We start from the raw sequence: 24,453 nt of genomic DNA, 5'->3' as shown, positions 1-24,453 counted from the left end.
TAATCTTAGGCTGTTTTATTTTTGAAATATTTCAAGCTTATTTTTCAATTTTCTGTAATTTTTGGTTCTCGTCTAACTGTGACGTACCTGCTAAATGAATTCGCTGCAATAATACCATAACGGCCCACAATAAAATTAGTGCCACTAACGTAAAGGTTGCTAAAATTAACGTAACTTGCCCAATGGTTCGACCACCAAGCCCAGAAGTAATCGCCTCCCGGAAGCCCAAAATTGAGTACGTCATTGGCAAGAACCTATGAATGGCGTTAAAGAAACCATTGGTGACTTCCATTGGGAACGTACCACCAGAACCACCTAGTTGAAGCATCAGTAAAATCATTGCCAAGAAACGACCAGGATTATCTAGTGCCATTGAAAGAAACATGATGGTAAACATTGAAGCCAGTGCAAAAATAATCGCTATCAGATAAAAGGCCCCAACGTGGTCAACTTGTAGTCCAAACGCCATAATTAGTGTCGCTTCAATAATGGCCATTGCAACGGCAACTACAGCGCCAAGCGATACCTTGCTGAAGAACCAAGCGGTAGCCGATTTACCGGCCATCGAAATTTTGCGAATTGGGTAAGCAAAATTAAAGACCAAGGCGCCCACATAAAGTGCTAAAGAAAGTACGTACGGTGCTAAGGCGTGACCGTAGTTTGGAACATAACTATAATTTTGGTGCTTTAAACTGGTTGGACTAGCAAACATGGCCGTCGTTTTTGGCGTTGTTTTAATCCCATTGACCTTCTTACTACCTGATTTAAGCGCAGTAGCCAACTGGGCAGCTCCTGTGTTCAGTTTAATACTCCCATCAATTAAATCAGTTGATTTGGCGTTTAACTGCCCTGTTCCTGAGGCTAACTGACCAACACCCGTAACCAGTTGTGGTACCTGCTGGTTTAATTGCCCCAGTCCAGAAGCCAGTTGTTGCGCGCCGCTATTTAAGGTAGCTGAGTTAGCGTTTAATTGACTGGCACCACTGTTTAATGCCTGAACGCCACCCGTATATTGTTGAACGCCACTAGAAAGCTGTTGTGCGCCACCATTTAAAGTACTAATACCAGTGACTAGTGTTGGTAACTGTTGCTGCATACTACCAATACCACCGGCCAATTGGGTTGCACCAGAGGCCAAACTCCCAGAATTTTGCTTAAGCTGAGTAGCACCCGCGTTAGCAGCATCAACGCCCTTAGTGTAGGTGGTTGTGCCTGCCTCTAATTGATTGAGACTAGCCAATAATAATGACTGCTGACTACCCGGAACTTTTGCATTAACCTGAGTATCTAATTGCTGTGTTCCAGCCGCTAATTGCTGCGTTGCTTTTTGTAAGTCATTTAATTTGGCCGGCATCGCAGCCAATAAAGTTTGATTTTCTTTCGTATTAAGCTGACTCATCAATGTATTGGTACTGGCCAGTAACGACTTGGCGGCCTGTAACTTTTCTTGTAATTCAGGCAACTGCTGGCCGAGACTGCTGACCTTTGTCAAAGTTGGTGCTAACGTTGTCAGTGTATTTTCAGCAGTTGTGAGTTGCTGCGCAAGGCCAGTCATCGTCGCTTGCGTTGTCTTTAGTTCACTAGCCGTGCTAGTTGGACTAGTACCAGCCTCACGAGCAATAATTGCGGTTAATTTGGCCTTTGAGGCTTGATCTAGATCAGGATTAGCCACTAGGACGGCCTGAGCATCCTGTGCAGATTCGTTTGCATTGACAGCAATTTGACCAAGACTACCCGTCATTGTTGTTTGCGCTTCAGTTGCCGCTGTTTGGAGTTTTGCTACTGAATCACTCAATCCAGTTAAATTAACCTTGGCCAACTGATTCATACCGTTTAACAGATCTTGGGTTTGTGAACTGGCTAAACTTTGCTCCAAATTGGAACTTTGTTGCTGCAACGTCGTTAACTGCTGTGGATTTTTAGCCAAATTAAGTAGACCACTTGTAGCGAGTTGTTGATTAAGCTGGGCTACTTGGGTCGCCAATTCAGTATTGCCATCATTTACGGCAGTCACACCTGCTGGTAAATCTTTTAATGAATTCTTTAGCTCACTTGTACCACTACGCAATTGCTGTGAGTTCGTCGCGAGTTGCCCCAAACCTCCAGAAAGTGAGCCAACACCAGCGGTATACGCTTGGACGCCACCAGAAAGTTTTTGTGAGCCAGTTGCCAACTGATTAACACCACCAGTGAGCGCGCCGGTTTTACCATTTAGTAAGGCCGTCCCACCGGCCAATTGGGTTGCACCACTAGTCAGTTTACTTGAATTGGCATTTAATTGGCCGGCCCCTGTACCCAGTTGCAAAACTCCAGCCGTGTATTTGTTTAGCCCTTTTGCCAAAGTGGCCGAGCCTGTTGCCAATTGCCCAGCACCACTAGCTAATGGTTTAACGCTCATATCCAACGTTTGAACACCATCATTAACTTGCGAAACCGCAACGGTATACTGCTTTAAACCGTCATTCATTGTGACTAAACCAGTATCCAGTTGGGTTGCCCCACCAGCAGCAGTATGCATCCCTTTGCCAACAACGTGTAATTGATCAAACACGGCGCTAGCATACGCGTTAGTGACGGCCGCACGAATTTCCTTATCTAAGGAAGTCGCGCCAATCTGACTAATGACCTCACCGATATAGTTTAAGGAATCATTTGTTTTATAAGTTAACCGCATCTTTTTAGGATTTTTATCTAAAAGTGTGGCGGCATTTTTAGAAAAATTCTTTGGTAATGTCACAACAGTATAATACTTTTTATCTTTCATTCCTTGCGCGGCTTTTTTTGCCGACACAAAACGCCAGCCAAGTTGTTTATTATTTTTCAATTTGGTTACCGTCTGCTTACCAACGTTCAATGTCGCACCATTATAATGAACCGGTTGATCCTGATTAACCACAGCAACTGGTAAATTCTGCGTGTTGCCATAAGGATCCCAAACCGACTTCAAAAAAAACACACTGTAAAGTAACGGAATAAACGCCATTACAATGACAGAAAGTAAAATTAGCCGATTTTTACGTACAAAACGCCACTCATTTTTAATCATTTCCCACATAGTTTACTGCTCCCTCACTTAAGCTACCCCAACAACAATCTCGTAATGTCTGCACTAATTCCGGCCATGGCATTCGTCCAACCATAAAAATAACCGAGCTTGTCATTTGGTTAACGACTGTGACCAATAAAAGCTCTGGAAGACCAGCCCGCAAGACACCACACTGCTGGCCTTTCTGAATAGTTTTTTTTAAAAAGGCAATCAATGCAGCCTGTTTGGCCAGAGTTACTGAATCCAAAATAGTGGCAAACTGATTACGCATAATGAAAGTCGCACTGCGCGGATCGTGTTGAAATAGCTGCAACGTTTTGTTGAACAGAAAATCAAACTGAACTTCACAAGATGCCTGTTGTGGAAAATTAATCATCAGCTTGTATTTAACGGCCATAATAAGCTGCTGGCAGATTTGATTAAATAGCGCTTGCTTACTGGGAAAATGCCGGTAAATCGTCCCAATACTCACCTTGGCTTCAAACGCTATCGCCGGTAAACGCGTGCCATCATAGCCATCCCGTGCAAAAATAGTAAATGCCGCATCTAAAATTTGGCGATAAAGTTCATCTAACCCATTATCCATTAACAACCAGTTCCCATCTGGCATTCTTTTCACCCTTATTCCACACCTTTATAAACACTCTAGTAGAAAGATTTAACGCCGTTAACGGCAACCTTAATAAAAGAAATGATCTGTTCCTTTGGTAAATCGTAATTACTTTTACGCCACCAAACAAAAGCACCCATAATAGCGCCACTCAGTACGTAGGCCAACATCTCCGGTTGATCAGTTCGCCGCAAGGTCTCGATTAATGCATCCTGCGATTTTGTATCACGCCGCGCCAACATAATCCGACTGATGACAGTTAAAACTTCCATATCAAGATAATTTCGCCCGTTATTAACTGAAATGTTCCGAAATACTTCCTTGTGCGTGTCCACAAAATTAACGATTTGTTCAATAATATCGTCATTGTGTCCTTGATCCTTTAGTAGCTGATTGAGCATCATTGACATCGTTTGCTGTAATAAGTCGTATTTATCATTAAAATAACGGTAAAAACTGCTGCGGTGCAACAATGCTTCCGCACAAATTTGCTCTACGGTCACTGCATCAAACGATGTCGTTTCCAGTACCTTAATTAGTGCATTTTCAAAATCCCTAACAGTTCGTGTAACTCGCATCTGCTTTCCTCCATAACTACCCTGTTGCTGGACTTAGCATAATTAATTAACGCTGTTTATCATACCAGTCCGACTATGAAACAAAAGATTTAAATTGGTGTTTTTATCTTACAACGGAACAGATAACCAAAAGTGTCTTAATTAACCCTTTACAACAAAAAAGCGCACCACAATCTTAATTGCAGACAAACAATTAAAATTGTGACGAGCTCTTAGAGTGTTTGAAAAAGCGGTTAGGTTCTGAGGATTACTGCCGTTGTCGATCGGACTAAGATGAACCAAAGTCCGAGACGCAGCCTAGTTCGCTAATAATCTTGATGCTACGAACGATGGCCATTCTTGTGGCGAAAGCTACGGAGCACAGTTATAAAGTCCATAACTGTGTTTCCTCGACTAAGTTCGTCTCGGTCACCGCAGGAACCTGCTTTTTCCAACATGTTTCCACTAAATCAGTTAAAAAGTATTTTTCACTTTTTTATCTAAAATTCACGGTCTTTAAACACGCTTAATTTTACCAACCGCAATGGGCAGCGTTGTGTGCGCATCATAAGTCCCAACTGCGCCTTTAACACTAGCTGGCAATGCCATGCTATCCGGCACACCGTGAACATAAATAACGCGCTTATCCAACGCCAACTGTTGATCGTGGAAAACCTCACTGAATTTTTGCTGCATCTCAATTAGCGGTACAGCCACTTTGTAATTAAAATTACCTGCACTACCAGCAACTGGGTAAGTATCCGTTGGAATATTAATATCTTGTGGTCGGTTATTAAATGGTACCATTGTTGTTCCGGAAACTTCCTCGGTCTCTGGTAAATCAATAAAACCATCATGATTTTTATCCTGCTTAATGGTTGCAATTTGTGCATCTGAACCATCAGCAAATCCATGGAAATGCATCCAGTGTTCTGTATTGGCGGGAACGTCAGTCATGTTAACTTCAATTATTAATTGATTGTTCATAATGGTCAGTGTTGCGTGACCTTTTGGCTTAATACCCAATTTATCACTATTCAGCGCGGTTAACTCCGCTTCATAAACAACCTTGTCGATTGCCATTTATTGTCAATCCTTTCCGATTAAAAATACGCTTTCATTTTAAATCTTAAACGCTTGTGCTTTAATTTACAAGCAACTATTTTTTTCGTATCCGCAGAAATATTTGGAAGTTACCTCCGTTAGTATTTTCCTGACTAATTTAGTGGAAACGTACTTAAAAACATTTTGCTAATCCGCTACAAACAATTAACTTTGTTAAAACCCGCCACTTAATTTATGATGTACTCATATAGATAGACGCAATAAAGGAGAAACTATTAGTATGAATACTAAAATTACTAACCGCTGGCTCACACTTGGTCTGATTCTAGTTGGCGCCAATCTGCGGCTACCAATTACGATGCTGCCACCCTTACTCACTAACTTAAAACAGACTTTAGGGTTACCGGCCTCACTGGCGGGTTTTCTGACAACTATTCCATTACTTATGTTTGCCCTTATTTCCCCGTTTGCGCCACGACTCAGTCAACGCCTTGGTAACGAAAAAGTTCTCTTTGGCTTTCTCATTTTATTGGCCGCTGGTAGTTATTTGCGCGTTATTCCAACCATTTGGGCGTTAATGATTGGAACTAGCCTGATTGGAATTGGTATTGCTGGTGGCAACGTCCTACTCCCGGCAATTATTAAGGAACAATTTCCAGCAAAAATTGCGATTAAAACGACTGAATATACGGTTGCGATGGGGCTGATTGCTTCTTTAGGTACCGGCTTTTCTGGCTATTTAGCTAATAAAATTTCACTCATGGGTTCGATGGCCATACTTTCATTAGTTGGCTTGGCCGGCCTGTTCGTTTGGCTATTTAATTTGAAAAAAATGCCAAATCAAAATACGACTACCAAACTGCAAACCACGACCCATAAATCAGTGTGGCGGGCAGGGTTGGCTTGGTGGATTACGTTATTCTTTGGCCTACAATCTTTACTTTATTATTCTTTATTGACCTGGCTACCAACCTTATTTACCAGCGTTGGTTTTAGCACTATTCAGGCCGGTAATCTGGCGACCATTTTTCAAATCAGTCTCCTACCTTTGTCCTTAGTGGTCCCTTTAGTTTCCGAAAGGCCGCACGGAATGGCCGTTGTTGTAGCTTTTGTTGGTTTTGGCTTTATTGGTGGGGCCTGCGGGCTTTTGGCCGGTAGTCAATCCTTTGGCTGGTCCGCGCTATTTTCCTTATTAATGGGTGCTAGTTCTGGTGCGGCGTTCAGTATTGCAATTATCTTTTTTCAAAAGAAAACCACTAACGCTACAGATACCGCAAATTTATCAGGGATGGCCCAATCTTTTGGCTACTTGCTAGCCGCCACTGGTCCAATTGCATTTGGTTTTCTAAAAACACAGTTAGGCAGTTGGCTACCCATTATTTGGCTGGTTATCGCTCTAGCAGCTTTATTAACCGGCGTTGGCGTTATTATTTTAACCCAGCAAACTTTATTTAAATCGGAAACGTTATCGTAAATAGTAAGCAAAAATAGCGGTGCTTACTAATTTGCCAAAGTTTCTGGATTTTTAAAGCACCGTTATTTTCCATGAAACTGCTAAAGTGAACTATATAATTTTAAAGCTATTGTAAAACCACTAACAATGCGTTATTTTAGTTCTGCAAATCTATTTTAGGAGACGCACTCATGCACTCACGTTCAAAAACAACTTCAAGGCTTCACATTAAGGATTTTTTAAAGCTAATTCAGCTGATTCAACCACGCTACTGGTTGTTTATTTGCGGCATACTACTAGGCGCATTTGCTGCGGCCCTACAGCTTGCAGTTCCACTTCTAGCACGAAACATTCTCAACCAAATTCCGCATCATCTAAATACTGGTTTTTTGATTGCGGTTATTTTATTGTTTGTTTTTAGTATTATTTTAGGTGCTTTTTCCGGAACCTCGCTTGGCGTTTTTGGTGAAGATGTTGTTTATCGATTACGCAACCGACTATGGAATAAGATTTTGGTTCTACCGATCAATTATTTAGATCAACATCAATCCGGCCAAATCGCATCACGGTTGACTAACGATTCAACTCAAGTTAAAGACCTGTTAGCGAACTCATTACCCCGAATGATCACTTCCATACTCCAACTTGTAGGCGCCATGCTTTTAATGTTGTTCATGGACTGGCGAATGACACTTATCATGTTTGTTGTTGTCCCACTCATTTTATTTTGTTTATTGCCTGTATTCCGCCGATCTTACAGTGTAGCCCATAAACGTCAGAACGCCATAGCTTCATTAAACGCCAAGGTCAGTGAAGTATTGACCAAAATGCGTTTAGTAAAATCATCAGACGCAATGGCAACCGAAAAATTGAGTGGTGAAAAGCAAATGTCTAAACTTTACAAATTAGGCGTTCGTGAAGCAATTTATGACTCAATTGTGGGGCCAACCACCGGAGTGCTTATGCTCGCCCTCATAGTTGGCGTGCTTTCATACGGTGTCTTCCGCATTAGTCACGGCACGATGACTAGTGGAACTTTAATGGCCTTTCTAATGTATCTAGTTCAGTTAGTTGTTCCTTTTACCACACTTGGCCAGTTCTTATCCGACGTTGCTAAAACAGGCGGCTCGACTAGTAAAATTCAAGAATTACTTGATGTGGCCGAAGAAAGGACCAATGTTGGCGTTAAAGTTAATGCTAATGATAGGATCCTAGAAATGAATCACGTTTCTTTCTCTTATCAAACTGATCAAGAAATTTTACACGATGTTTCATTTAAGGCGGCACCAAATTCTGTCGTCGCTTTTGTCGGCCCTTCTGGCAGCGGGAAAACAACTATTTTTAGTTTATTAGAACGTTTCTACCGTCCTAATACCGGTTCCATTACCATTGGTGACACCGACTTAACTGATTTAAATCTGGCCAATTGGCGCGATCAAATTGGTTTAGTTGGCCAAAACGCGGACACCATGACTGGCACCATCCGCTATAACCTAACTTACGGACTAAAAAAGCCCACCACCGATGAAGAACAGTGGCGAGCTTTAGAATTAGCGTACGCAAAAGATTTTGTATTAGAAATGCCAGCACAACTTGAAACCGAAATTGGTGAAAATGGCGTTAATATTTCTGGCGGGCAACGACAACGTTTATCAATTGCCCGCGCTTTCTTAAGGGACCCCCAGTTACTCATGCTTGATGAAGCAACCGCTAGCCTAGATCCTGAATCAGAAGTCATGGTTCAACGAGCGCTACAAGACCTCATGGCCGGACGGACAACGCTAATCATCGCCCACCGAATTAATACCATTATCGATGCAGACGAGATCTATTTTATCGAAAATGGCCGTGTTAGCGGTCATGGTTCCCACAACGAACTAATAAAAAGTCACCCACTCTACCGGCAGTATTTTAACAATCAATTTGCAAAATCAGAAGAAGTCGAACCAGTTACAGAATAATCTGGCAACTGATTGAGTAAACCTTGGTACACTTCATAAAGATCGTCATAGTCGTGAATCTTCATCCGCTGATGCACTTTATCAATTTCCCAGGGCTTAATTGACTCAGTATGAATAACGGGCCAAAATTTCCATTTCGCGGAAAAATGTTGAAAAACGGTATCCTTGACTCTGCCGTGCTGTTCATTATACCGCCGGTCCGTAATTCGTTTTAATTTTGAATATTTGTTAATGGCCGATTGATCAGGCATGATCATCGGTCTTTTTTTACACAATTTGCGACATTTTTCAAATAGATGAGTTTGCCTGATTAAATTCAAATTCAACAGTAAAACGCCCGAATTGAGGTAATCAAATTTACGCCATTGGTGATGAAAGAACCAGCGCCCATAATAATCCAACGTGCCCACGATTTCAGTATTGACCAAAGATTGATGGTAAAAATCAGCGAATGGTTGCCGACAAAGTACATCCGCATCCAAATACAGAATTCGACCAGAAAGTTCTGGAATCTGATCCGCATAAAGTCGTAACATGCTATATGGCGTAAACATTGTGCTCGTGTTAGCGGTTGGTAAATAGGCATTATAGAGGTCGGTAATATCAATTCTGGTCACACCATTTTTCTCGTTATGCCGCGTCACAATTTCGTTGATAAAATTGGCGTGTTTCTCCGTAAACTCAATCGATTGGTGATGTTTATTTTGTAATTCAGCCGTTAATATATAAATTTCAAGAGGCTCAGATGTGTTCTTCAAAAGCGACAATACGGAAAGTAAAACGCCTCGAAACATTTGGTCGTTGCCACAGTAAAGAATTTGGATAACAAACAGCCCCCTCCAGTCAATAATGACTCACGTTCATGATAATTTTTTCCTACGTGAGTCGATCCCGATTGTTAGTATAGCAGATATGGCGCAAATTTAACTTAGGGGAGGATTAAAATCAGGCTAGGGAATGTTTGGAAAAGCACCTAGGTTCTAGACATTACTGATAGGCTATTAATTTCTGATTTTTCAACCAAATAACACTTGCTTACTTTTTGATTCAACAGCCAAACCACAATCCAAGTATAAAAAAGATTATCTTTTTAATCTGTCGTAGCAATAAGGATAAATACAAATTAATTAGTATTAAATTGAGGCCGGCATTCACAAGTTTTATTTTTGTTTCACGTGAAACAATATTTAGGCTCGTCAAACGCCGCTTCAAGAATAGCACATGTTTGCTTAATATTTTCCAAAAACACAGTCTAACTAAAATAACGACCAAATCAGCTAGTGGGAACAGGCCTTACCCACTAACTAATTTGACCGCTATGTTTAATCACGCTGCGTTGTCATGTGAATTTGAAAAGTTAACAAGAATGATGCTGCCAAGAATACCGTGACCACTAAGTAAGGATAATGATAATTCATATCCAATAACATCCCTGACATTATTGGCCCGATCACATTACCAACGCTAGTCAGCGACATATTTAACCCGTTAATCAGACCCTGACTAGTTGTGCTGGCCTTAGTTAACAGGGTCGTAATTGCCGGTCGCAATAAATCAAAAGACGAAAAGACAATCAAAGTTGCCACAACAACTTCCCATTTAGAATGGGCCAAAATAATCCAAATCGTACCCGCAAAACTAAAAAAGAAGCAGTAACGAATCAGTTTGGTCTCCCGAAAAAGCACGACTAACCGGTCAAACAGTGCCACTTGCATAATCAACGAAATTGCCCCATTTAGAGTCAACACTAAGGCAATATTGTTTAACGTAAAGTGAAAAACTTCATTAACGTAAATACTATAGATACTTTCGAACCCCTGTAACCCAAATGATGAAACTAAGATCATAATAAACAATAAAATAATTGGTTTAGTCAAAAATGACTTAACTCCCGTTTTTGTACTCTTAGTTTTCCGGGCTGCCACAATATCCGGCGCTAGTAGGTCATCTTCTTTGGGTAATAAAGTAATTAGCGCAATCATACTCAGCAGACCTAAAAATCCAGCACTCCAAAAAGGCGCCTTATAATCAATTTTGGCAAGCAGACCACCAATTCCGGGCCCCAAAATTAATCCGCCACTAAAAGCGGCTGATAACCAGCCCACAACCCGCGCCCGCTGACTTCGCGTCGTAATATCGGCGGCCATTGCCATCGCAGTCGGTACAACCATTGCCGCTGACAAACCACCAACAATGCGTGATAGATTAAACATGTAGAGATGATTGGTTAACGCAAATAAAACTTCCGAAACCATGTATAAGAATAATCCGCTGACTAAAACTGGTTTACGCCCGATTCGGTCGGATAAACGACCAATCACCGGCGAAGCAATGAACTGCGCTAAGGCAAACAGCGCACTCATAATTCCAATATCAGTGGCCGATAAATGAAGTTCATTTTTAATAAACGGCATAACTGGAATAACCAAACTAATTCCCAAACACACCAAAAACTCGCTAAAAATTAAAATAAAAATAGCGCGTTTCACCTTTTTTGTCACGTCACCCACTCCTTCAACATAAAAAAACAATACTTGCCAGTATACCGATAATAGCGTGCTGTTGTCCACCAATTGGCGCTATAAAATACAGTAGACCTACGAAACATTAGCCTAACCTAGCGCGCTGGCCCCATTTAATTGCCAAATCAATCAAGGCCCTTTCCTGGCTAGTTAATAATCGATCACGCTTATAAGCAATAAACGTCTCACTCTGTAATTCTTCAGTTGCTAATTGAAATGTATTTAATGGCGCCTTGTTTGGGTGACTTTGCCAGACGGACCGTGGTACCAAAGTTGCGGCGGCAAAATTATGTTGTACTAGTTTTATTGCCGTATTGAGACTGGCCGTTCGTAAAATCACTTTGGGATAAATATTATTCTTAGTTAAATATTGATCAATAAATCGTTGGAACCCCGAATTTTTATTTTCCATAATCATCGGCTGATTATCAATCAAATCATGGCTACTATTAATCAAACACAACTTTTTAAGTTTTACTTGATAAGCTGGATGGCTAGGTGACAGGACTAGACAAACTGGCTCCCGGTATAATAGCTGATAATGAATCTGACTGTTATCAATTGGTAAGACACCAATGTAAAGATCCAAATTATCATTAATCAACTCAGTTTCAACCTCACTGCTGGGGTATTCAACAAGCCGCAGATCAACGTTAGGGTAAGTAGCGTGATATTCAGGTAATAACTGGGGCAAAATTTGCTCACCTAACGATTGGGTAACGCCAATCGTTAGACGCCCGTGCCCAGCTTCATTCAAGACTGCTAGGCCATGGTATAAAGAATCATACTGGGCCACAATATGTCGTAAACGGTGTAAATAATACTCCCCCGAATAAGTTAACCGTAACGGATGATGCCGCCGATCGATCAACTTAACACCTAGTTGTTCCTCTCGCTGGTGAATTAATTTACTCAATGCTGGTTGCGTCATAAATAACATTTCCGCAGCGGCAGTAATGTTACCGAGTTTGGGAACTGCTTCCAGAATTGAAATAAACTGTTTATCTTTTTCAAGTGGTGTCATAGCGGGCACTCCTTTTTTAATCTCAACTTATGCCAATAATAGCATACTTTTAGTATAAAATAATTATTTCACAAATTAGTTTATTTGTTTAATAATGAAGTTGTAAAATGCTTACTTGCTTAATAAATAAGCACTTTTAAAATTAATGTTTAGTCAACAAATAATTGTCATACCAATAATCGCATATTAAATGTAAGGGAGTTCTTCTAATGAAATTTATCGGTATCGTTGGTACTAACGCTGATTTTTCGTATAACCGGCAGTTACTACAGTACATGCAGACTCACTTTGGTCCTAAGCAAGAAATTGAAATTTGTGAAATTAATCATCTGCCACTTTTTAATGAAAATATCGTCAAGCAACCACCTGTTAGTATCACTCAATTGGCCGCTAAAATCAGCTCTGCAGATGGTGTCATCATTGCAACACCGGAATACGATCATTCAATTCCAGCCGCTTTGAAGAGTGTCTTAGAATGGTTGTCTTGCGAGTTGCATCCTTTTAACCAGAAGCCAGTTATGATTGTTGGTGCCTCTTATGGACCCCAAGGTGCTTCCCGTGCGCAACAACATTTACGCCAAATTTTGGATTCACCTGGTTTAGGTGCCTTTGTGCAACCGGGTAACGAATTTCTATTAAATTACGTTAAGGCTGCCTTTGATGAGCAACATCAATTAAAGGATCAACAAACAATTAGCTTTTTAGAAAGCTGCTTTAACAATTACTTAGATTTCACAACTTTAATTAATCAGAAATACCAAAAGAAGGTCACACAATTACCACAAAAATCACAAATTACATGGAATGGTGCCTATGATGTCATTGTTGTTGGTTTCGGTGCCGCCGGTGCTACAGCTGCACGTTTTGCCGCAGATAACGGCGCCAAGGTACTTTTAACCGATGTTGCTCCAGAAGGACACGAAGGTGGTAACGTTCGCTACGCCGGCCAAGTCGTTGCAACCGGAACGGATTATACTAAAATGCTTAGTTATTATAAGGCAATGTTAGGTTCAATTGATCTAGATGATACGCTGCTACAAACCTACGTTCAGGGCATGATTAATATGCGTAGTTACTTTAAGAATTATCTAGACGTGGAACCAGTCAGCTACAATGACACCTATAAAAATGGAAGTCACGGTGAAGTCGCAAAGGGTTTGGCTCCAGAATACCCTGAATTCCCCGGTTCTGATACTTTTGATCTCAGCATGGTTCACGAAGGCTTTTTTGACGCTGCTTTATGGAAAAATCTCCGCAAACACGTTGTTGATCGCACTAATAATATTGATGTTTGGCTGTCTTCTCCTGCACAGCACTTGGTTCAGGACCCGCTGACTAAAACAATCACTGGCGTTACCATTAAGCGCAATGGCCAAAGTGTTAATATTCAGGCTAAAAATGGTGTTGTACTAGCTTGTGGTGGCTTTGAAACGGATAAACAAGCAATCCAAGACTATTTAGGTGCTCCACATTTGGCACCAATCGGAACACTTTATAATCAAGGCGATGGCATTAAAATGGCCGAAGAAATTGGTGCCGATATGTGGCACATGAAGAGTTACGAAGGATTAGGCCTACTTTCAGGAATGACCTTTGCAACTCACCCTGGTGAACGTGGTAAATTAATTTTAGCGCCATGGAAAGATCTTTATACTGGTAGTATTTTTGTTGTTGGTGATGATGGTAGTCGCTACTTCCGTGAGGACGAAGCAAATCGTCACGGTCGTTTGTACAGTCACGGTACTTGGCGTATTCCAACCGCCCAAGACCACCCTTACCTGATTTTTGACCAAGTTCAATTTGACCAATTTAAGGCCGCCAAACAGTTACCTGAACAAGATTTCTTTGAACGTGTCATTCAGGCCGCTAATTTACCTGAATTGGCCCAAAAGACAAATCTCAATGCGGCAACCTTGCAACAAACAGTCGCTGACTTTAATACTTTTGCCAAAACTGGCCACGATTACAGTCAACACCGTGCCGCTAAAATGATGCGGGCTTTAACTACCGGTCCATATTACGCAGTTAAACTGGAATCGGGAATGCTCAATACCCAGGGTGGACCACGGCGAAACGCTAACGCTGAAATTTTAAACACCCAACTCCAACCCATTCCCCACTTATACGGAGCCGGTGAACTCGGCGGCGCTAATGCCAATCAATATGCCGGTGGTAGTAATCTTGCCGAATGTTTAATTTTCGGTAAAATTGCTGGTGAAAATGCAGCTAAAGAAAAAACGACAGCGGTCAGCGCACCAACGACTCTTAACACTAAAGTTGATTTAGGCAGTAACGACCTAGCTCCTGAAGATTCGCTAAAAGACATTAGTGTTGGCGTAAATCAATATTTGGGTGTCAGCGATACCGGAATTGGTGGTCAGGTGGTAGTCCGCGTGACCTATGCCGACCAGCAAATCAAAAATGTTGAAGTTGTCAAACAAAGTGAAAGTGAAGATGTTGGTAAAGCGGCCGTAGAACAGTTACCCGCCAAAATAGTTGCCGCAAATAGTTATACAGTGGATGCTATTTCAGGCGCCTCCGCTTCTAGTAACGCCATTAAAAGTGCTGTTAAAAATGCGCTAACCAAAGCAAAAGCAACCAATTAATTTACTCGATTAACTAATGTACCAAATAAAAAGCGGTCTAAATAACTTATATAATTGTTGCTTGCAACAGAGTTATGTCAAATTAAACTCGTTCAATCATTAAAATGACAGCGACTGTGTAGGTCCTTTTGGATAAATTCGGTTAAATAAAGCCATTAATTCTAGTTTTCGTTGTGATTTTGGAATAAAGACACCAATTTTTTCCAAGCTATAGCCAGCAACAATGTTCTTATCATCAAAAACAACTGGATTCTTTAAAAGCTGTGGCGTCGCTAAAACAGTATCGATTAATTCATTAAAGGTTAAATTATTGTCAAGTTGTGTCGACTTTGCTACCTTAGACTTTTTGGCAATTAAATCATCTGTTCCACCCGTTGCCATTAAAAATAAATGGGTTAACTCTGCTTTAGTTAACGGTTTTTGAATAATGTTACGTAGTTTAAATTCTAAGTGCTGTTGCTTAAACCACTTCATTAATTTATTTTTTGCCGGATCACTAGTGTGAAAATACATTGTAATCATGCAGGTGCCCCCTTAATTACAGATTGTTACACCCAAGAATAGACTAATATCAACCAAATGCAAGGGATTTTTAAATAATTTATAATTAATTATTTAAAATAGAACGTATTCTACTAAATTAAATCGGCCCCCAACTAGTCTTAGATTTCTAGTATAATGAAAGTGATTTCATTCTGTCACTAACTCACAAGTTATTACTATGGAGAAATAAATGTCCCAAGCAACTAATAAATTACTACTTATGCAACAATTCAGTCGCTTATTCAATTTTTCATTTTTTGAATTTAGTATTCCTGGCTGGCAGCTGACATCGCAAATGCAGCGAAACACTGCGATTACTTTAAATCAACAAGAAATTAAGAACTACGGCAAAGTACTTACGTCAAAGCAACCACAAATATTTAGACTACAGCGCACTAACGCTTTAATTTTAGCAATTCCAAAATTAGAAAAAAACAAACTAAGCGGCACTTGGCTCTGTTTCATTCCCCTTGATTCAGCAAATTTTGTTCATACAGTAACGGACAAATCCGATGCAAACAATCTGGCGGCCACACTTTACCTAGCACTCTACCACGTTCCTTCACCAGTTAAATTGAATTTAACCCAGCGACTTGATTCGCTTGTTACGCACTACGCAATGCGTGATCTTTTGCTGGAAGAACTTAAAACTGACGAAACAACGCATTACTACGACATGGATGAGCTCTACAAACATGAATTACTAATGTTAGAAGCAATCACCGCCGGAAATTTACAACGTGCTGAAGCATTGATTGACTACCTGCTTCAAGTACCTGAATACGTCGGTATGCTTAGCTCTGATCCGATAAAACGTGTTAAAGAATTCATCATTGTAACGGTCGTTATTAGTTCTCGAGCCGCTAATGCCGCTGGTGTTCCTTCTGGTGAATCCTATTTTAAAGGGGATAAATTAATTCGGGAGGCCGAAAAGCAAGTTGATTTAACCAATTATAAAGACTTCACCCGTCAAATCGTTGCCTATTACACCAAATTGACGATTCGTTATCGTCAACAAGAGTCACCTTATATTTTCAATATTGAGCAATACTTGCAACAACACATCTATCAACCAATCACTGTCGCAACTATTGCCCAAAAGCTCAATGTTAACGCAACTTACTTATCTCGATTAACAAAGAGTAAGACTGGATTAACCTTAAAACAATATATTTTAAAGCATAAAATCACTGAGGCACGCTACCTACTACAATTTTCAACTCGCTCAGTGCAAGAAATTTCTCTGATGTTAAATTTCTCTGATCCTAGCCACCTAACCCGCGTCTTTCGCCAATATACCGGTAAAACACCTTCTGAATACCGCAAACAAAGGAAGTAGCAAGGAAGTGGGGCAAAAGTCAGTTTTGGCGCACGCTCTAGAATAATGATCAGAAATAGTAAAAGGCCAGGACTTTCGTCTCGGCCTTTTACTATCTCCGAACATTACTCTAGTGCATCGTAGCAACCATATTTAAAACTATTAGCTAATTTTCAGAACGCCAAAACTTAACTGGAACAAGACGGAATGGAACCTAACTGAGTCTGTTCACGTGTCATTCAGTGGCCAAGCGGCATAAATATTATTTTTAATAGCGATATAATTTAGATATGAACGCTGCACTTCACTAGAACGTACGTAAAACCTTAATTTTATTTTCATTTTAAAATTTGAATACTCGACCCTTCGTTAATTTCCGGGTAGGCCTTCTGTTCAACGTACATCGTTCCGGCCAATTCAGGCTTGGTTGAACCGTCAAATACAATTGAAATGTGCCCAAGATTACTTAAATTGGTCATGACCTCATTACCGACGGCCGTAATTGTATACGCTTGATCATCAATTAAGAGTGTCATTCCTGGCTTCGGTGTTTCCTTAACCGGCGTAACATTAATCAAGTAACAAGAAGAACGTAACGCGTCCGGAGCCTCTTTACCAAAGAAAATCACCATATTGATTTCTTTAAAGCCCTTTGCTTCAGCACCAATTTCAGTAACTGTCGTTTCAAAAATTGTCGTCTTAACACTTTCCATTTTAACCTACCTCCTTTTATTTTGCGTACAAACCAAAGCTAGCTACCCAAGCAACTAAAACTCGCGGAACCCCGTTAATAAAGCGTGAATAAAGTACCGATGGAACCCCCACTTCAACGGTTTTAGAATCTGCTTCTTCTAAACCTAAACCAACTGGAATAAAGTCACAGCCATTTTGTGTATTAATGGCAAATAATGCTGGTAAAGCATACTGTGGTGGAATTGTGCCCTTACCGATTTCTAAACCAATTAACGTTCCGATAACTTGGCCAATAACTGCTCCTGGCCCAAGCAACGGTGATAGAAATGGCAGCGAACAAACAAACCCGATGACACAAAGCCCAACTACGTTACCGGCCAGTGGCGACATTAATTTCGCAAAAATTTTACCAATTCCCGATCCTTGAATAATCCCGATTAGTAATGCCACAAAAGCCATAAAGGGAATAATTGTATTGATAACCGTTTGAACTGATTCCTTAGCAGCTTGATTAAAAGTTGCCACAACTTTACCGGCGCCAGTACCAATCTTGGCAATAAAGCTAGTGTGGTGTAGCTGCTCAGTAAGCTTCTTACTGGAATCATATTTAGGCGCTGTGGTTTCCTCAGTTTCCGAAATTGGCGCCGTAACTGCAGTTGTTGCGATCGTCTCTGTACTATCATCAACCAAGGCAACTTGTTTATCGGTAACAGCAGAAACATAAATTTCCGGGTGAATAAATTTCTGTAATGGGCCACTTTTACCAGTTGGCAAAACGTTGACCGTTAAAATTCCCTTTTTAGGGTAAATACCACAACGTAACGTACCGCCACAATCAATAATTGCCAGTGCCGTTTCTTCATCTGGAATCGATGTTTTGAAACCATCAACGGCCTTCATACCGGTCAATTTTTCGATGCGGTCAACAATACTCGGTCGTTCACCACCTGTAACATAGATAAATTGATGTTTTTGTTCAGTCGGTGTAATAATTAGTGGCCCACCATAACCGCCACTGCCTTTAGTGATTTTTATACTTTTCCAAGCCATAATTAATTTCTCCTAACGTGTTTTTAACCTAATCTACGCAGCATCCGTTTCTCCCTGTTCTTTAACCGACAACTTAACTTCTTTAGAAAGGATTACCCCGCTTGTCTTACAAACATAAGCGGTCGTAAAATCAGTAACCCAGCCACCAATGAAGTTCATCACTAAACCAACAAGCAAATAACGAACGGCCAAATCCATCGTGTTTAAGCCTAATTTTTGGACACCCTGCGCAATTCCTAACCAAATAAATAATTCACCTGGATTGATGTGTGGAAAAACCCCGTTACTTGTGTGGTTAAACTGAGCTAAAGCCGCGTAATAGCTAGGCTTATAGAATTCTGGCATAAAACGGCCTAATGAAAATGACATGGGATTACCTAACATGAACGCTGCCAAAAACGGTAAAATCATGTAGCGTGTGATGGGATTTCTTGATGAAGCCTTGGCCAATTTTTCCATTCGCTCTTCGCCTAAAAAGGAAATAATGGTATTCATCAGAACTAATAATAGCAAGACAACTGGAATGATCGTCGACATCCAAGTAATAAACGTTTTACCACCAGTTTGAAATAGGTTCATAAAACCGGAAGCAAAACCAGTAATATATTTCATTTCATAATTCCTTCTTTCTTTAATCTACCCTGAAAATGATTGATTTTACTTCTGAAATAGGTCACCAGTGGTAACTCAAAGAAATTCGTTTGACCTGAAAAATCACGTTCGGCCAAAGTGCCATTCTGGTACTTAATCAATGTTTGATAAGCGTTCAAAAGACACTGGCGAATTAAACGGTTTTCTTGATGAAGTTGCGTATAATCCGTAACTAATTCAATAAATGACTGCCCATTAAAACGTTTAATTTCTTTAAAGTGAGCAAATATTGTAATCCCTTTCATTACTTGGCAACTTTTAATTACGTTGTTGCCATCTAGCGCAATTAAAAGTAACGTTCCTGCCTGTAATCTTTTTGGATTACGTCCGATCAGAACCCGACCACGCCGTCGTAACTGGCCGTAATGTTTGGCAAAATTACGAACCTGGAGGAAACCCAATGCCGCTTGAAACAAGAATGCTAAAAAGATAAAGATAATAAGTATAACTAAGTTTGACATCTAAATTCCCTCCATTAACTGGTCAATCGGTTGATCGATTTGGTAGTGTAATAAATTTTGCAGGATATCCTTTTGGTGAACTAAATTGAAAATAAAATCATAAATAATATCTAGTACACGATTTAGTTGTTGATTTAAATTTTGGGGAATGCCAATCAAAAAGATAAACCGAACTTCACGTTTACCAGCCTTAAATGGCTCCTTCAAAATACCAACACTTAAACAAATTTGCTGTTTTTTTACCTCATTAATCGCGTGGGGAATGGCAACACCGTTTTCAAAAATACTACTGCCCAACAACTCACGCTTATGCCAAATTCGTTTAAAACTAGCCGCTAAATGACCCTTTTCCGTCTCTTGATCAATCATTTGATCAACCAACTCGCGGTAAGTCGTCGTTGCTGGGGCCAAATAATTAACTGCAAAAGTACACGATTTGGCCTGAATTGCCCGCTGAACTAACGAAATCGTAATCTTAGTACTGAGTTCTTCGGTTCTAAATAGTTCATCTACCCGAACAACTGGCGTGTAATTTCCACCTAAATCCAGTGGTCGATCGGAGAATATTAGTAAAAAATTCAAATCAGGTTGCTTTAGCTTGGCCAAATCATGAATTGCCACTACTTTAATTTGATCCGCAAAAACTTCGGCCAATTGCTTCTTTAAAAATTGTTGAGCACCAATCCCGATATTTCCGACTAGACCGACTGTTTGAACTGCTGGTAAAAAATCTTGTGTATCATCCAGCGCTAATTGAAAATAAATTGCTAAATAATTAGCCTCGACTGAATTAATGATGACGCCTAATTGCTGTTCTAGTGTCGTAAGTGAAATCAGTGCTAACTCGGCCGCCACTGGATAATTTTTAACAATTTCGTTAGTAAAAATATCACTTGCCGGCGTCGTGAAAATAGCGCGATTACACAAGAATAATAGGTGATACTTAATTTGCTCATGAAAGTGTTGATAGTCTAAATTGACCTGAATGTGTGTTTCAATTTGCTGTTGAATGATCTCGATTAAGGCCCAGTTCTCTTTGACCGCACATTCAACTAATTTCTTATCCAGTAAATCCGAATATTTAAGATTTAAGGGATAATACAATAAATCCTTTTCATTTTCAGTTAATGGTTCTTGCCGCAATTTGCCTAATGCCATTGTTAGCTGTTGTACTGCCGGCGTTAGTCTAACTAAATTAGTGTAGTGTGGAATTGTTTCGTCAAAACGATAACCCAATTGCCACAAATAGCAAAGTACTGCCGTAAATTTTTTCAAGCGAACCGTTTCTGTTGTTTTTCCAATTCGATCGATCAGTGATTTTATCTTTTCATCCAATCGATATTCGGAAGAAAAATAATCGTAAGTTTCATTTAGTAAAATAATTGGTAGTTGGTATTGTTGTCCTAGTCGCAATTTAATACCGTGATTGGATACCGATACAATCGTGGCTTCATAATATTGCAACGTTTGTTTCAGCTTAACTAAATCCTTACTCAGCGTACCCTTACTGATTGTTAATTTATCCGCCAAATCATCCTGAATTAGGTAGCCCTTGGTTTCAACTAATTGGCGAAGAATAAAGGCCTGGCGCTTTTCACTATCATTGAAGTCCAGTGATTCGCGTAAATAATTAACTTGTAAATGACTAAGTGCGTGATAATCAATAATCTGAAGGTAGTAACGCCCATGCCGCTCTTTAATTTGAGCAATTCCAATCAAAATCGTATTTAACCGGGTAATTCGTTTTTGTAATGTCTTTTGGGAAATATTCTCAAGCGTAATTAATTCGGCAAGGGAAACCGAATCATGCGTAATAAATCGTTTTAACAACCGATAATCTTGATTATCCACCTAGTTTCCCTCCACATCTTTTTATCCGCGAGACTTACCTCCCGCCACATTTGTTGTAACACCGGTAATATAGCTTGCCTTGTCAGAAAGATAGTAACAAACTACATCAGCAACTTCTGATAAACGTCCACTACGTCCTAATGGTGTCGTAGTTGTACTCTTGTAACCAGCCCGTAATTGTTCAACTGTTTTATGTCTTGTATAAGCCAGCGCCTCTTCGTATGAAGGTGTCCGTAAACCAGTTGCTTCCATGATGCCTGGCGCAATACCAACAACGCGCACGTTAAATTCGCCTAATTCCTTAGCCCATGAGCGTGTAAATCCATTAATTGCACCTTTTGTGGCCGAATAAACACTTTGGCCTTGTGAACCTTCTAACCCGGCTTCGGAAGACATATTAACGATAACGCCTTCATGTTTCGCGGCTAAAATACGGCCGACTGCTTGGGACATCAAGAAGACACTCTTAACGTTAACCGTAAACATTTTATTAAATGCGGCTTCATTTAACTCATATTGTCCATCTGCCTGTTTGGCATCGACTAGCAAACGAGGTAAATTAATTCCGGCGTTATTAACTAAACCGTCAATTGTTTTAAATTTAGCCACAACTTGTTTAACCAGTGCATTAACCGCCGCCTTATCGGTTACATCAGTTTGAATAAAAGTTAAGTTATCCGCCTTAAACTGTCCTTCTCTTAAATCAGCGTTAATCACGCTAACTCCTTGATTAATCAATTCCTGAACAATTGCGTCCCCGATACCCGATGAACCACCTGTCACGATAATTGTTTTACCTTGTAATTTTAACCAATCAATTGCCATTTGAATTTCCTCCTTAATTTCTATGTCCAAAGCATAACGAAACCGCTAACATTTATTAAGTCAGTAAAATTCTCAGGTTGGGATAAAACAATACAAGAATCATAAAATAACTATTGGTTTTGCTTAACTAGTCTATTTTAGAGGGATTAATATCGATTTATATAAAATTGGTCTATCAATCTAATAACTAAATTATACGGAGTGGGCGGGCTAGCTAATAGGATAAATTGGCTTAAAATAGAACAAATTTGATCAAATAGTCTTTCAAAGATCATTTCATTATTACGCTGCAAGCATCGCGATTAAAAATGTTGCAAAAATGAGCCACTGTCGGTTAGCCCTTATACCACTGACTCTTCCCAATACATGTAGCAACTAAATTCACGAAAAAAATAGACCTCAAAAGTGACAATTAGAAACACTAATAGCTCATTTAAATATTTAATGAGCCAAGCATTTTTCTTTTAAGTCACCATTTCTTTTAAGATCTATCATTTTTATTCAATTATATCGGTCAATTAATTAGTTTAACCGCGCTAATTTTAACCGTTGCTGCTCAACTGGCTTCCCGGGATTACCCACAATTGTCGTATAGGCTGGCACATCCGTTAAAACAATCGTTCCGGCACCAATCTTTACGTGCGCACCAATTTGGATTGCACCTAGTAATTGTGCACCTGCACCAATCAGAACATCATTAGCAACAACTGGGTGGCGCCGGCCGGCTTGAAGGTGCCGTGAACCCAACGTGACATTATGTAAAATTGTCACCCGATCACCAATCACCGCCGTTTCACCAATAACAACACCTGTCCCGTGATCAATAAAAACTTGCCGGCCAATTTGAGCGGCGGGGTGAATTTCAACGCCGGTTACTCGTTTTCCCCAGTGTGCAATTAATGCGGCCAATAAGTGATGACTATGCTGTTGAAACCAATGTGCCAATCGGTAAAAGGCCAAGGCGTGAAAGCCAGAATAAGTCAAAATAACTTCCCACACGCTATGAGCTGCTGGATCGCGTTGTTGAATCGCTTTTGCTGCCGTAAACATGCACTCGTCTCCTTTTTAAATCTGTGCGAAGGCTTGCTGCAGATCGGCCAGTAAATCTGCACTATCCTCTAAACCAACTGATAGGCGAATCAACTCATCCTGAATACCATTTTCCAGACGTATTTCCCGGGGAATTGCGCCGTGGGTCATGACTGCCGGAATTTCAATTAGGCTTTCCACACCACCAAGACTTTCTGCAAGGTCAACGATTTGCAGGCTTTCAACAAACTTTTTCGGATCCAGCCCAGGCCGTAATTCAAACGAAAGCATTGCGCCAAAGCCGTTCATCTGTTTTTTTGCAATGGCGTAACCATCTCCAGCCGGATTACCTGGATAATAAACTTTTGCCACCTTAGCGTTATTAGCAAGGTACTGATAAATAATTTGTGCATTTTCTTGGTGAACACGCATCCGAACGCCTAAGGTTTTAATACCACGCTGCAATAACCAACTATCATCCGGCCCTAACACACTGCCGATTGAATTTTGTAAAAAGGCCAACTGTTCCGCAATTTGATTATCATTAGTGACCGCTAGTCCAGCAACTACATCGCTATGCCCGCCAAGGTACTTTGTTGCGCTATGGACCACAATATCTGCACCCAGCACCAGCGGATTTTGATTATAGGGTGTCGCAAACGTATTATCAACGATTGTGCGCACGCCTTGTTTCTGAGCGAGCCTGGCAATTGCTTGAATATCGCTGATTCGTAGCAACGGATTAGTCGGTGTTTCCAAATAAATTGCTTTAGTATTACTCTGAATTGCAGCACTAGTGGCCGCCAAATCCCGCGTATCAACTACCGTAAAGGTTAGACCAAAACGTTTTAGCACCTGATTAATTAGACGAAAGGTTCCGCCATAGACATCATTACCAACAACAATGTGATCACCGGCTGAAAATAGTGAGAAAACCACGTGAATTGCTGCTGATCCAGATGAAAAGGCAAAGCCGGCCGTTCCTTGTTCCAGATCCGCGATCAATTGTTCTAACGCTGCCCGGGTGGGGTTACCCGTCCGTGCGTATTCCCATTTTGGTGCACCGCCAACTTTATGCTGGTGAAACGTTGATGAGCGGTAAATCGGAATTGAAACCGCCCCTGTAGTTGAATCTTCGCTAATACCACCATGAATCAATTTAGTATTAAATTTCATAATTATGACCCC

The 24,453-nt window shown here is 40.4% G+C and carries 20 protein-coding genes; 4 read left to right on the top strand and 16 right to left on the bottom strand.

From position 1 onward, the window contains the following. Positions 1-37: 37 nt before the first annotated feature. From AYR53_RS03465 to AYR53_RS03450, 4 genes are all read right to left on the bottom strand, one after another. Entirely contained in the window at positions 38-3,046 is a 3,009-nt protein-coding gene (locus AYR53_RS03465) for a YhgE/Pip domain-containing protein (RefSeq protein WP_068281248.1), read from the bottom strand. Next, the gene (locus tag AYR53_RS03460) at positions 3,039-3,656 is read right to left on the bottom strand and encodes a TetR/AcrR family transcriptional regulator (RefSeq protein WP_068279386.1); all 618 of its coding nucleotides are present in this window, start codon (positions 3,654-3,656) and stop codon (positions 3,039-3,041) included. Before AYR53_RS03460 ends, AYR53_RS03465 begins: the two co-directional genes overlap by 8 nt. 35 nt (positions 3,657-3,691) lie before the next feature. Continuing rightward, on the bottom strand, positions 3,692-4,234 hold the full coding sequence (locus AYR53_RS03455) for a TetR/AcrR family transcriptional regulator (RefSeq protein ID WP_068279390.1): 543 nt from the start codon (positions 4,232-4,234) through the stop codon (positions 3,692-3,694). Between the two features lie 495 nt (positions 4,235-4,729). After that, a complete protein-coding gene (locus tag AYR53_RS03450) occupies positions 4,730-5,296 on the bottom strand; it encodes a hypothetical protein (RefSeq protein WP_068279393.1) in 567 nt (188 codons plus the stop codon). A 262-nt stretch (positions 5,297-5,558) separates the two neighbouring features. Between AYR53_RS03450 and AYR53_RS03445 the strand changes: the two genes are divergently transcribed. Both AYR53_RS03445 and AYR53_RS03440 read left to right on the top strand, forming a co-directional pair. Further along, on the top strand, positions 5,559-6,752 hold the full coding sequence (locus AYR53_RS03445) for an MFS transporter (RefSeq protein WP_068279396.1): 1,194 nt from the start codon (positions 5,559-5,561) through the stop codon (positions 6,750-6,752). A 170-nt stretch (positions 6,753-6,922) separates the two neighbouring features. Further along, a complete protein-coding gene (locus AYR53_RS03440) occupies positions 6,923-8,692 on the top strand; it encodes an ABC transporter ATP-binding protein (RefSeq protein ID WP_068279398.1) in 1,770 nt (589 codons plus the stop codon). Here AYR53_RS03440 and AYR53_RS03435 read toward each other — a convergent pair. The 3 genes from AYR53_RS03435 to AYR53_RS03425 form a co-directional block, all read right to left on the bottom strand. Continuing rightward, complete coding sequence (locus tag AYR53_RS03435; RefSeq protein WP_082920426.1) at positions 8,650-9,516, bottom strand: glycosyltransferase; 867 nt, start codon at positions 9,514-9,516, stop codon at positions 8,650-8,652. The two genes, AYR53_RS03440 and AYR53_RS03435, sit on opposite strands and share 43 nt — an antisense overlap. A gap of 498 nt (positions 9,517-10,014) precedes the next feature. Further along, positions 10,015-11,193 carry an MFS transporter gene (locus AYR53_RS03430; RefSeq protein WP_068225850.1) on the bottom strand — a complete coding sequence of 393 codons (1,179 nt, stop codon included), beginning with the start codon at positions 11,191-11,193 and terminating at the stop codon, positions 10,015-10,017. 106 nt (positions 11,194-11,299) lie between these two features. Next, positions 11,300-12,238, bottom strand: a complete 939-nt coding sequence (locus tag AYR53_RS03425; protein ID WP_068279404.1) for a LysR family transcriptional regulator — start codon at positions 12,236-12,238, stop codon at positions 11,300-11,302. Positions 12,239-12,447: 209 nt separating this feature from the next. Between AYR53_RS03425 and AYR53_RS03420 the strand changes: the two genes are divergently transcribed. Further along, positions 12,448-14,844: an NAD(P)H-dependent oxidoreductase gene (locus AYR53_RS03420; protein WP_068279407.1), complete on the top strand. Its 2,397-nt coding sequence runs from the start codon at positions 12,448-12,450 to the stop codon at positions 14,842-14,844. Between the two features lie 99 nt (positions 14,845-14,943). On the opposite strand, the gene AYR53_RS03415 is transcribed toward AYR53_RS03420, so the two are convergent. After that, positions 14,944-15,366: an ArsC/Spx/MgsR family protein gene (locus tag AYR53_RS03415; protein WP_068225853.1), complete on the bottom strand. Its 423-nt coding sequence runs from the start codon at positions 15,364-15,366 to the stop codon at positions 14,944-14,946. Between the two features lie 211 nt (positions 15,367-15,577). On the opposite strand from AYR53_RS03415, the gene AYR53_RS03410 reads away from it, so the two are divergent. Further along, a complete protein-coding gene (locus tag AYR53_RS03410; RefSeq protein WP_068279410.1) occupies positions 15,578-16,726 on the top strand; it encodes a helix-turn-helix domain-containing protein in 1,149 nt (382 codons plus the stop codon). Positions 16,727-17,043: 317 nt separating this feature from the next. Here AYR53_RS03410 and AYR53_RS03405 read toward each other — a convergent pair whose 3' ends face one another. The 8 genes from AYR53_RS03405 to AYR53_RS03370 all read right to left on the bottom strand — a co-directional run bounded on the left by AYR53_RS03405 (position 17,044) and on the right by AYR53_RS03370 (position 24,441). Continuing rightward, positions 17,044-17,418 (bottom strand): PTS glucitol/sorbitol transporter subunit IIA, encoded by a 375-nt coding sequence (locus AYR53_RS03405; RefSeq protein ID WP_068279412.1) that lies wholly within the window; start codon positions 17,416-17,418, stop codon positions 17,044-17,046. 16 nt (positions 17,419-17,434) lie between these two features. After that, on the bottom strand, positions 17,435-18,448 hold the full coding sequence (srlE, locus tag AYR53_RS03400; protein WP_068225856.1) for a PTS glucitol/sorbitol transporter subunit IIB: 1,014 nt from the start codon (positions 18,446-18,448) through the stop codon (positions 17,435-17,437). A 33-nt stretch (positions 18,449-18,481) separates the two neighbouring features. Then, the gene (gene srlA / locus AYR53_RS03395; protein WP_068225857.1) at positions 18,482-19,060 is read right to left on the bottom strand and encodes a PTS glucitol/sorbitol transporter subunit IIC; all 579 of its coding nucleotides are present in this window, start codon (positions 19,058-19,060) and stop codon (positions 18,482-18,484) included. Next, a complete protein-coding gene (locus AYR53_RS03390; RefSeq protein ID WP_068225858.1) occupies positions 19,057-19,560 on the bottom strand; it encodes a transcriptional regulator GutM in 504 nt (167 codons plus the stop codon). The genes srlA and AYR53_RS03390 overlap by 4 nt, the downstream gene beginning before the upstream one ends. Then, positions 19,561-21,411 (bottom strand): BglG family transcription antiterminator, encoded by a 1,851-nt coding sequence (locus tag AYR53_RS03385; protein WP_068225859.1) that lies wholly within the window; start codon positions 21,409-21,411, stop codon positions 19,561-19,563. It lies immediately after the preceding gene. A gap of 21 nt (positions 21,412-21,432) precedes the next feature. Beyond that, on the bottom strand, positions 21,433-22,236 hold the full coding sequence (locus tag AYR53_RS03380; protein WP_068225860.1) for an SDR family oxidoreductase: 804 nt from the start codon (positions 22,234-22,236) through the stop codon (positions 21,433-21,435). A gap of 522 nt (positions 22,237-22,758) precedes the next feature. Beyond that, the gene (gene epsC, locus AYR53_RS03375; RefSeq protein ID WP_068225861.1) at positions 22,759-23,286 is read right to left on the bottom strand and encodes a serine O-acetyltransferase EpsC; all 528 of its coding nucleotides are present in this window, start codon (positions 23,284-23,286) and stop codon (positions 22,759-22,761) included. A gap of 15 nt (positions 23,287-23,301) precedes the next feature. Beyond that, positions 23,302-24,441 (bottom strand): trans-sulfuration enzyme family protein, encoded by a 1,140-nt coding sequence (locus tag AYR53_RS03370; RefSeq protein WP_068225862.1) that lies wholly within the window; start codon positions 24,439-24,441, stop codon positions 23,302-23,304. Between the last annotated feature and the right edge of the window lie 12 nt (positions 24,442-24,453).

The organism is Loigolactobacillus backii, from assembly GCF_001663675.1.
GTDB lineage: Bacteria > Bacillota > Bacilli > Lactobacillales > Lactobacillaceae > Loigolactobacillus > Loigolactobacillus backii.
Note: the sequence above shows the minus strand (reverse complement) of the source record. Positions and strands in the feature narration are given on the sequence as shown.

Bases quoted from the DNA above. Each gene is read 5' to 3' on its own strand.
- AYR53_RS03450 (WP_068279393.1), bottom strand. From the start codon at position 5,296: ATGGCAATCGACAAGGTTGTTTATGAAGCGGAGTTAACCGCGCTGAAT.
- AYR53_RS03405 (WP_068279412.1), bottom strand. From the start codon at position 17,418: ATGGAAAGTGTTAAGACGACAATTTTTGAAACGACAGTTACTGAAATT.
- AYR53_RS03440 (WP_068279398.1), top strand. From the start codon at position 6,923: ATGCACTCACGTTCAAAAACAACTTCAAGGCTTCACATTAAGGATTTT.
- AYR53_RS03455 (WP_068279390.1), bottom strand. From the start codon at position 4,234: ATGCGAGTTACACGAACTGTTAGGGATTTTGAAAATGCACTAATTAAG.
- AYR53_RS03410 (WP_068279410.1), top strand. From the start codon at position 15,578: ATGTCCCAAGCAACTAATAAATTACTACTTATGCAACAATTCAGTCGC.
- epsC (WP_068225861.1), bottom strand. From the start codon at position 23,286: ATGTTTACGGCAGCAAAAGCGATTCAACAACGCGATCCAGCAGCTCAT.
- AYR53_RS03390 (WP_068225858.1), bottom strand. From the start codon at position 19,560: ATGTCAAACTTAGTTATACTTATTATCTTTATCTTTTTAGCATTCTTG.
- AYR53_RS03420 (WP_068279407.1), top strand. From the start codon at position 12,448: ATGAAATTTATCGGTATCGTTGGTACTAACGCTGATTTTTCGTATAAC.
- AYR53_RS03380 (WP_068225860.1), bottom strand. From the start codon at position 22,236: ATGGCAATTGATTGGTTAAAATTACAAGGTAAAACAATTATCGTGACA.
- srlE (WP_068225856.1), bottom strand. From the start codon at position 18,448: ATGGCTTGGAAAAGTATAAAAATCACTAAAGGCAGTGGCGGTTATGGT.
- AYR53_RS03370 (WP_068225862.1), bottom strand. From the start codon at position 24,441: ATGAAATTTAATACTAAATTGATTCATGGTGGTATTAGCGAAGATTCA.
- AYR53_RS03425 (WP_068279404.1), bottom strand. From the start codon at position 12,238: ATGACACCACTTGAAAAAGATAAACAGTTTATTTCAATTCTGGAAGCA.
- AYR53_RS03445 (WP_068279396.1), top strand. From the start codon at position 5,559: ATGAATACTAAAATTACTAACCGCTGGCTCACACTTGGTCTGATTCTA.
- AYR53_RS03465 (WP_068281248.1), bottom strand. From the start codon at position 3,046: ATGATTAAAAATGAGTGGCGTTTTGTACGTAAAAATCGGCTAATTTTA.
- AYR53_RS03460 (WP_068279386.1), bottom strand. From the start codon at position 3,656: ATGCCAGATGGGAACTGGTTGTTAATGGATAATGGGTTAGATGAACTT.
- srlA (WP_068225857.1), bottom strand. From the start codon at position 19,060: ATGAAATATATTACTGGTTTTGCTTCCGGTTTTATGAACCTATTTCAA.
- AYR53_RS03415 (WP_068225853.1), bottom strand. From the start codon at position 15,366: ATGATTACAATGTATTTTCACACTAGTGATCCGGCAAAAAATAAATTA.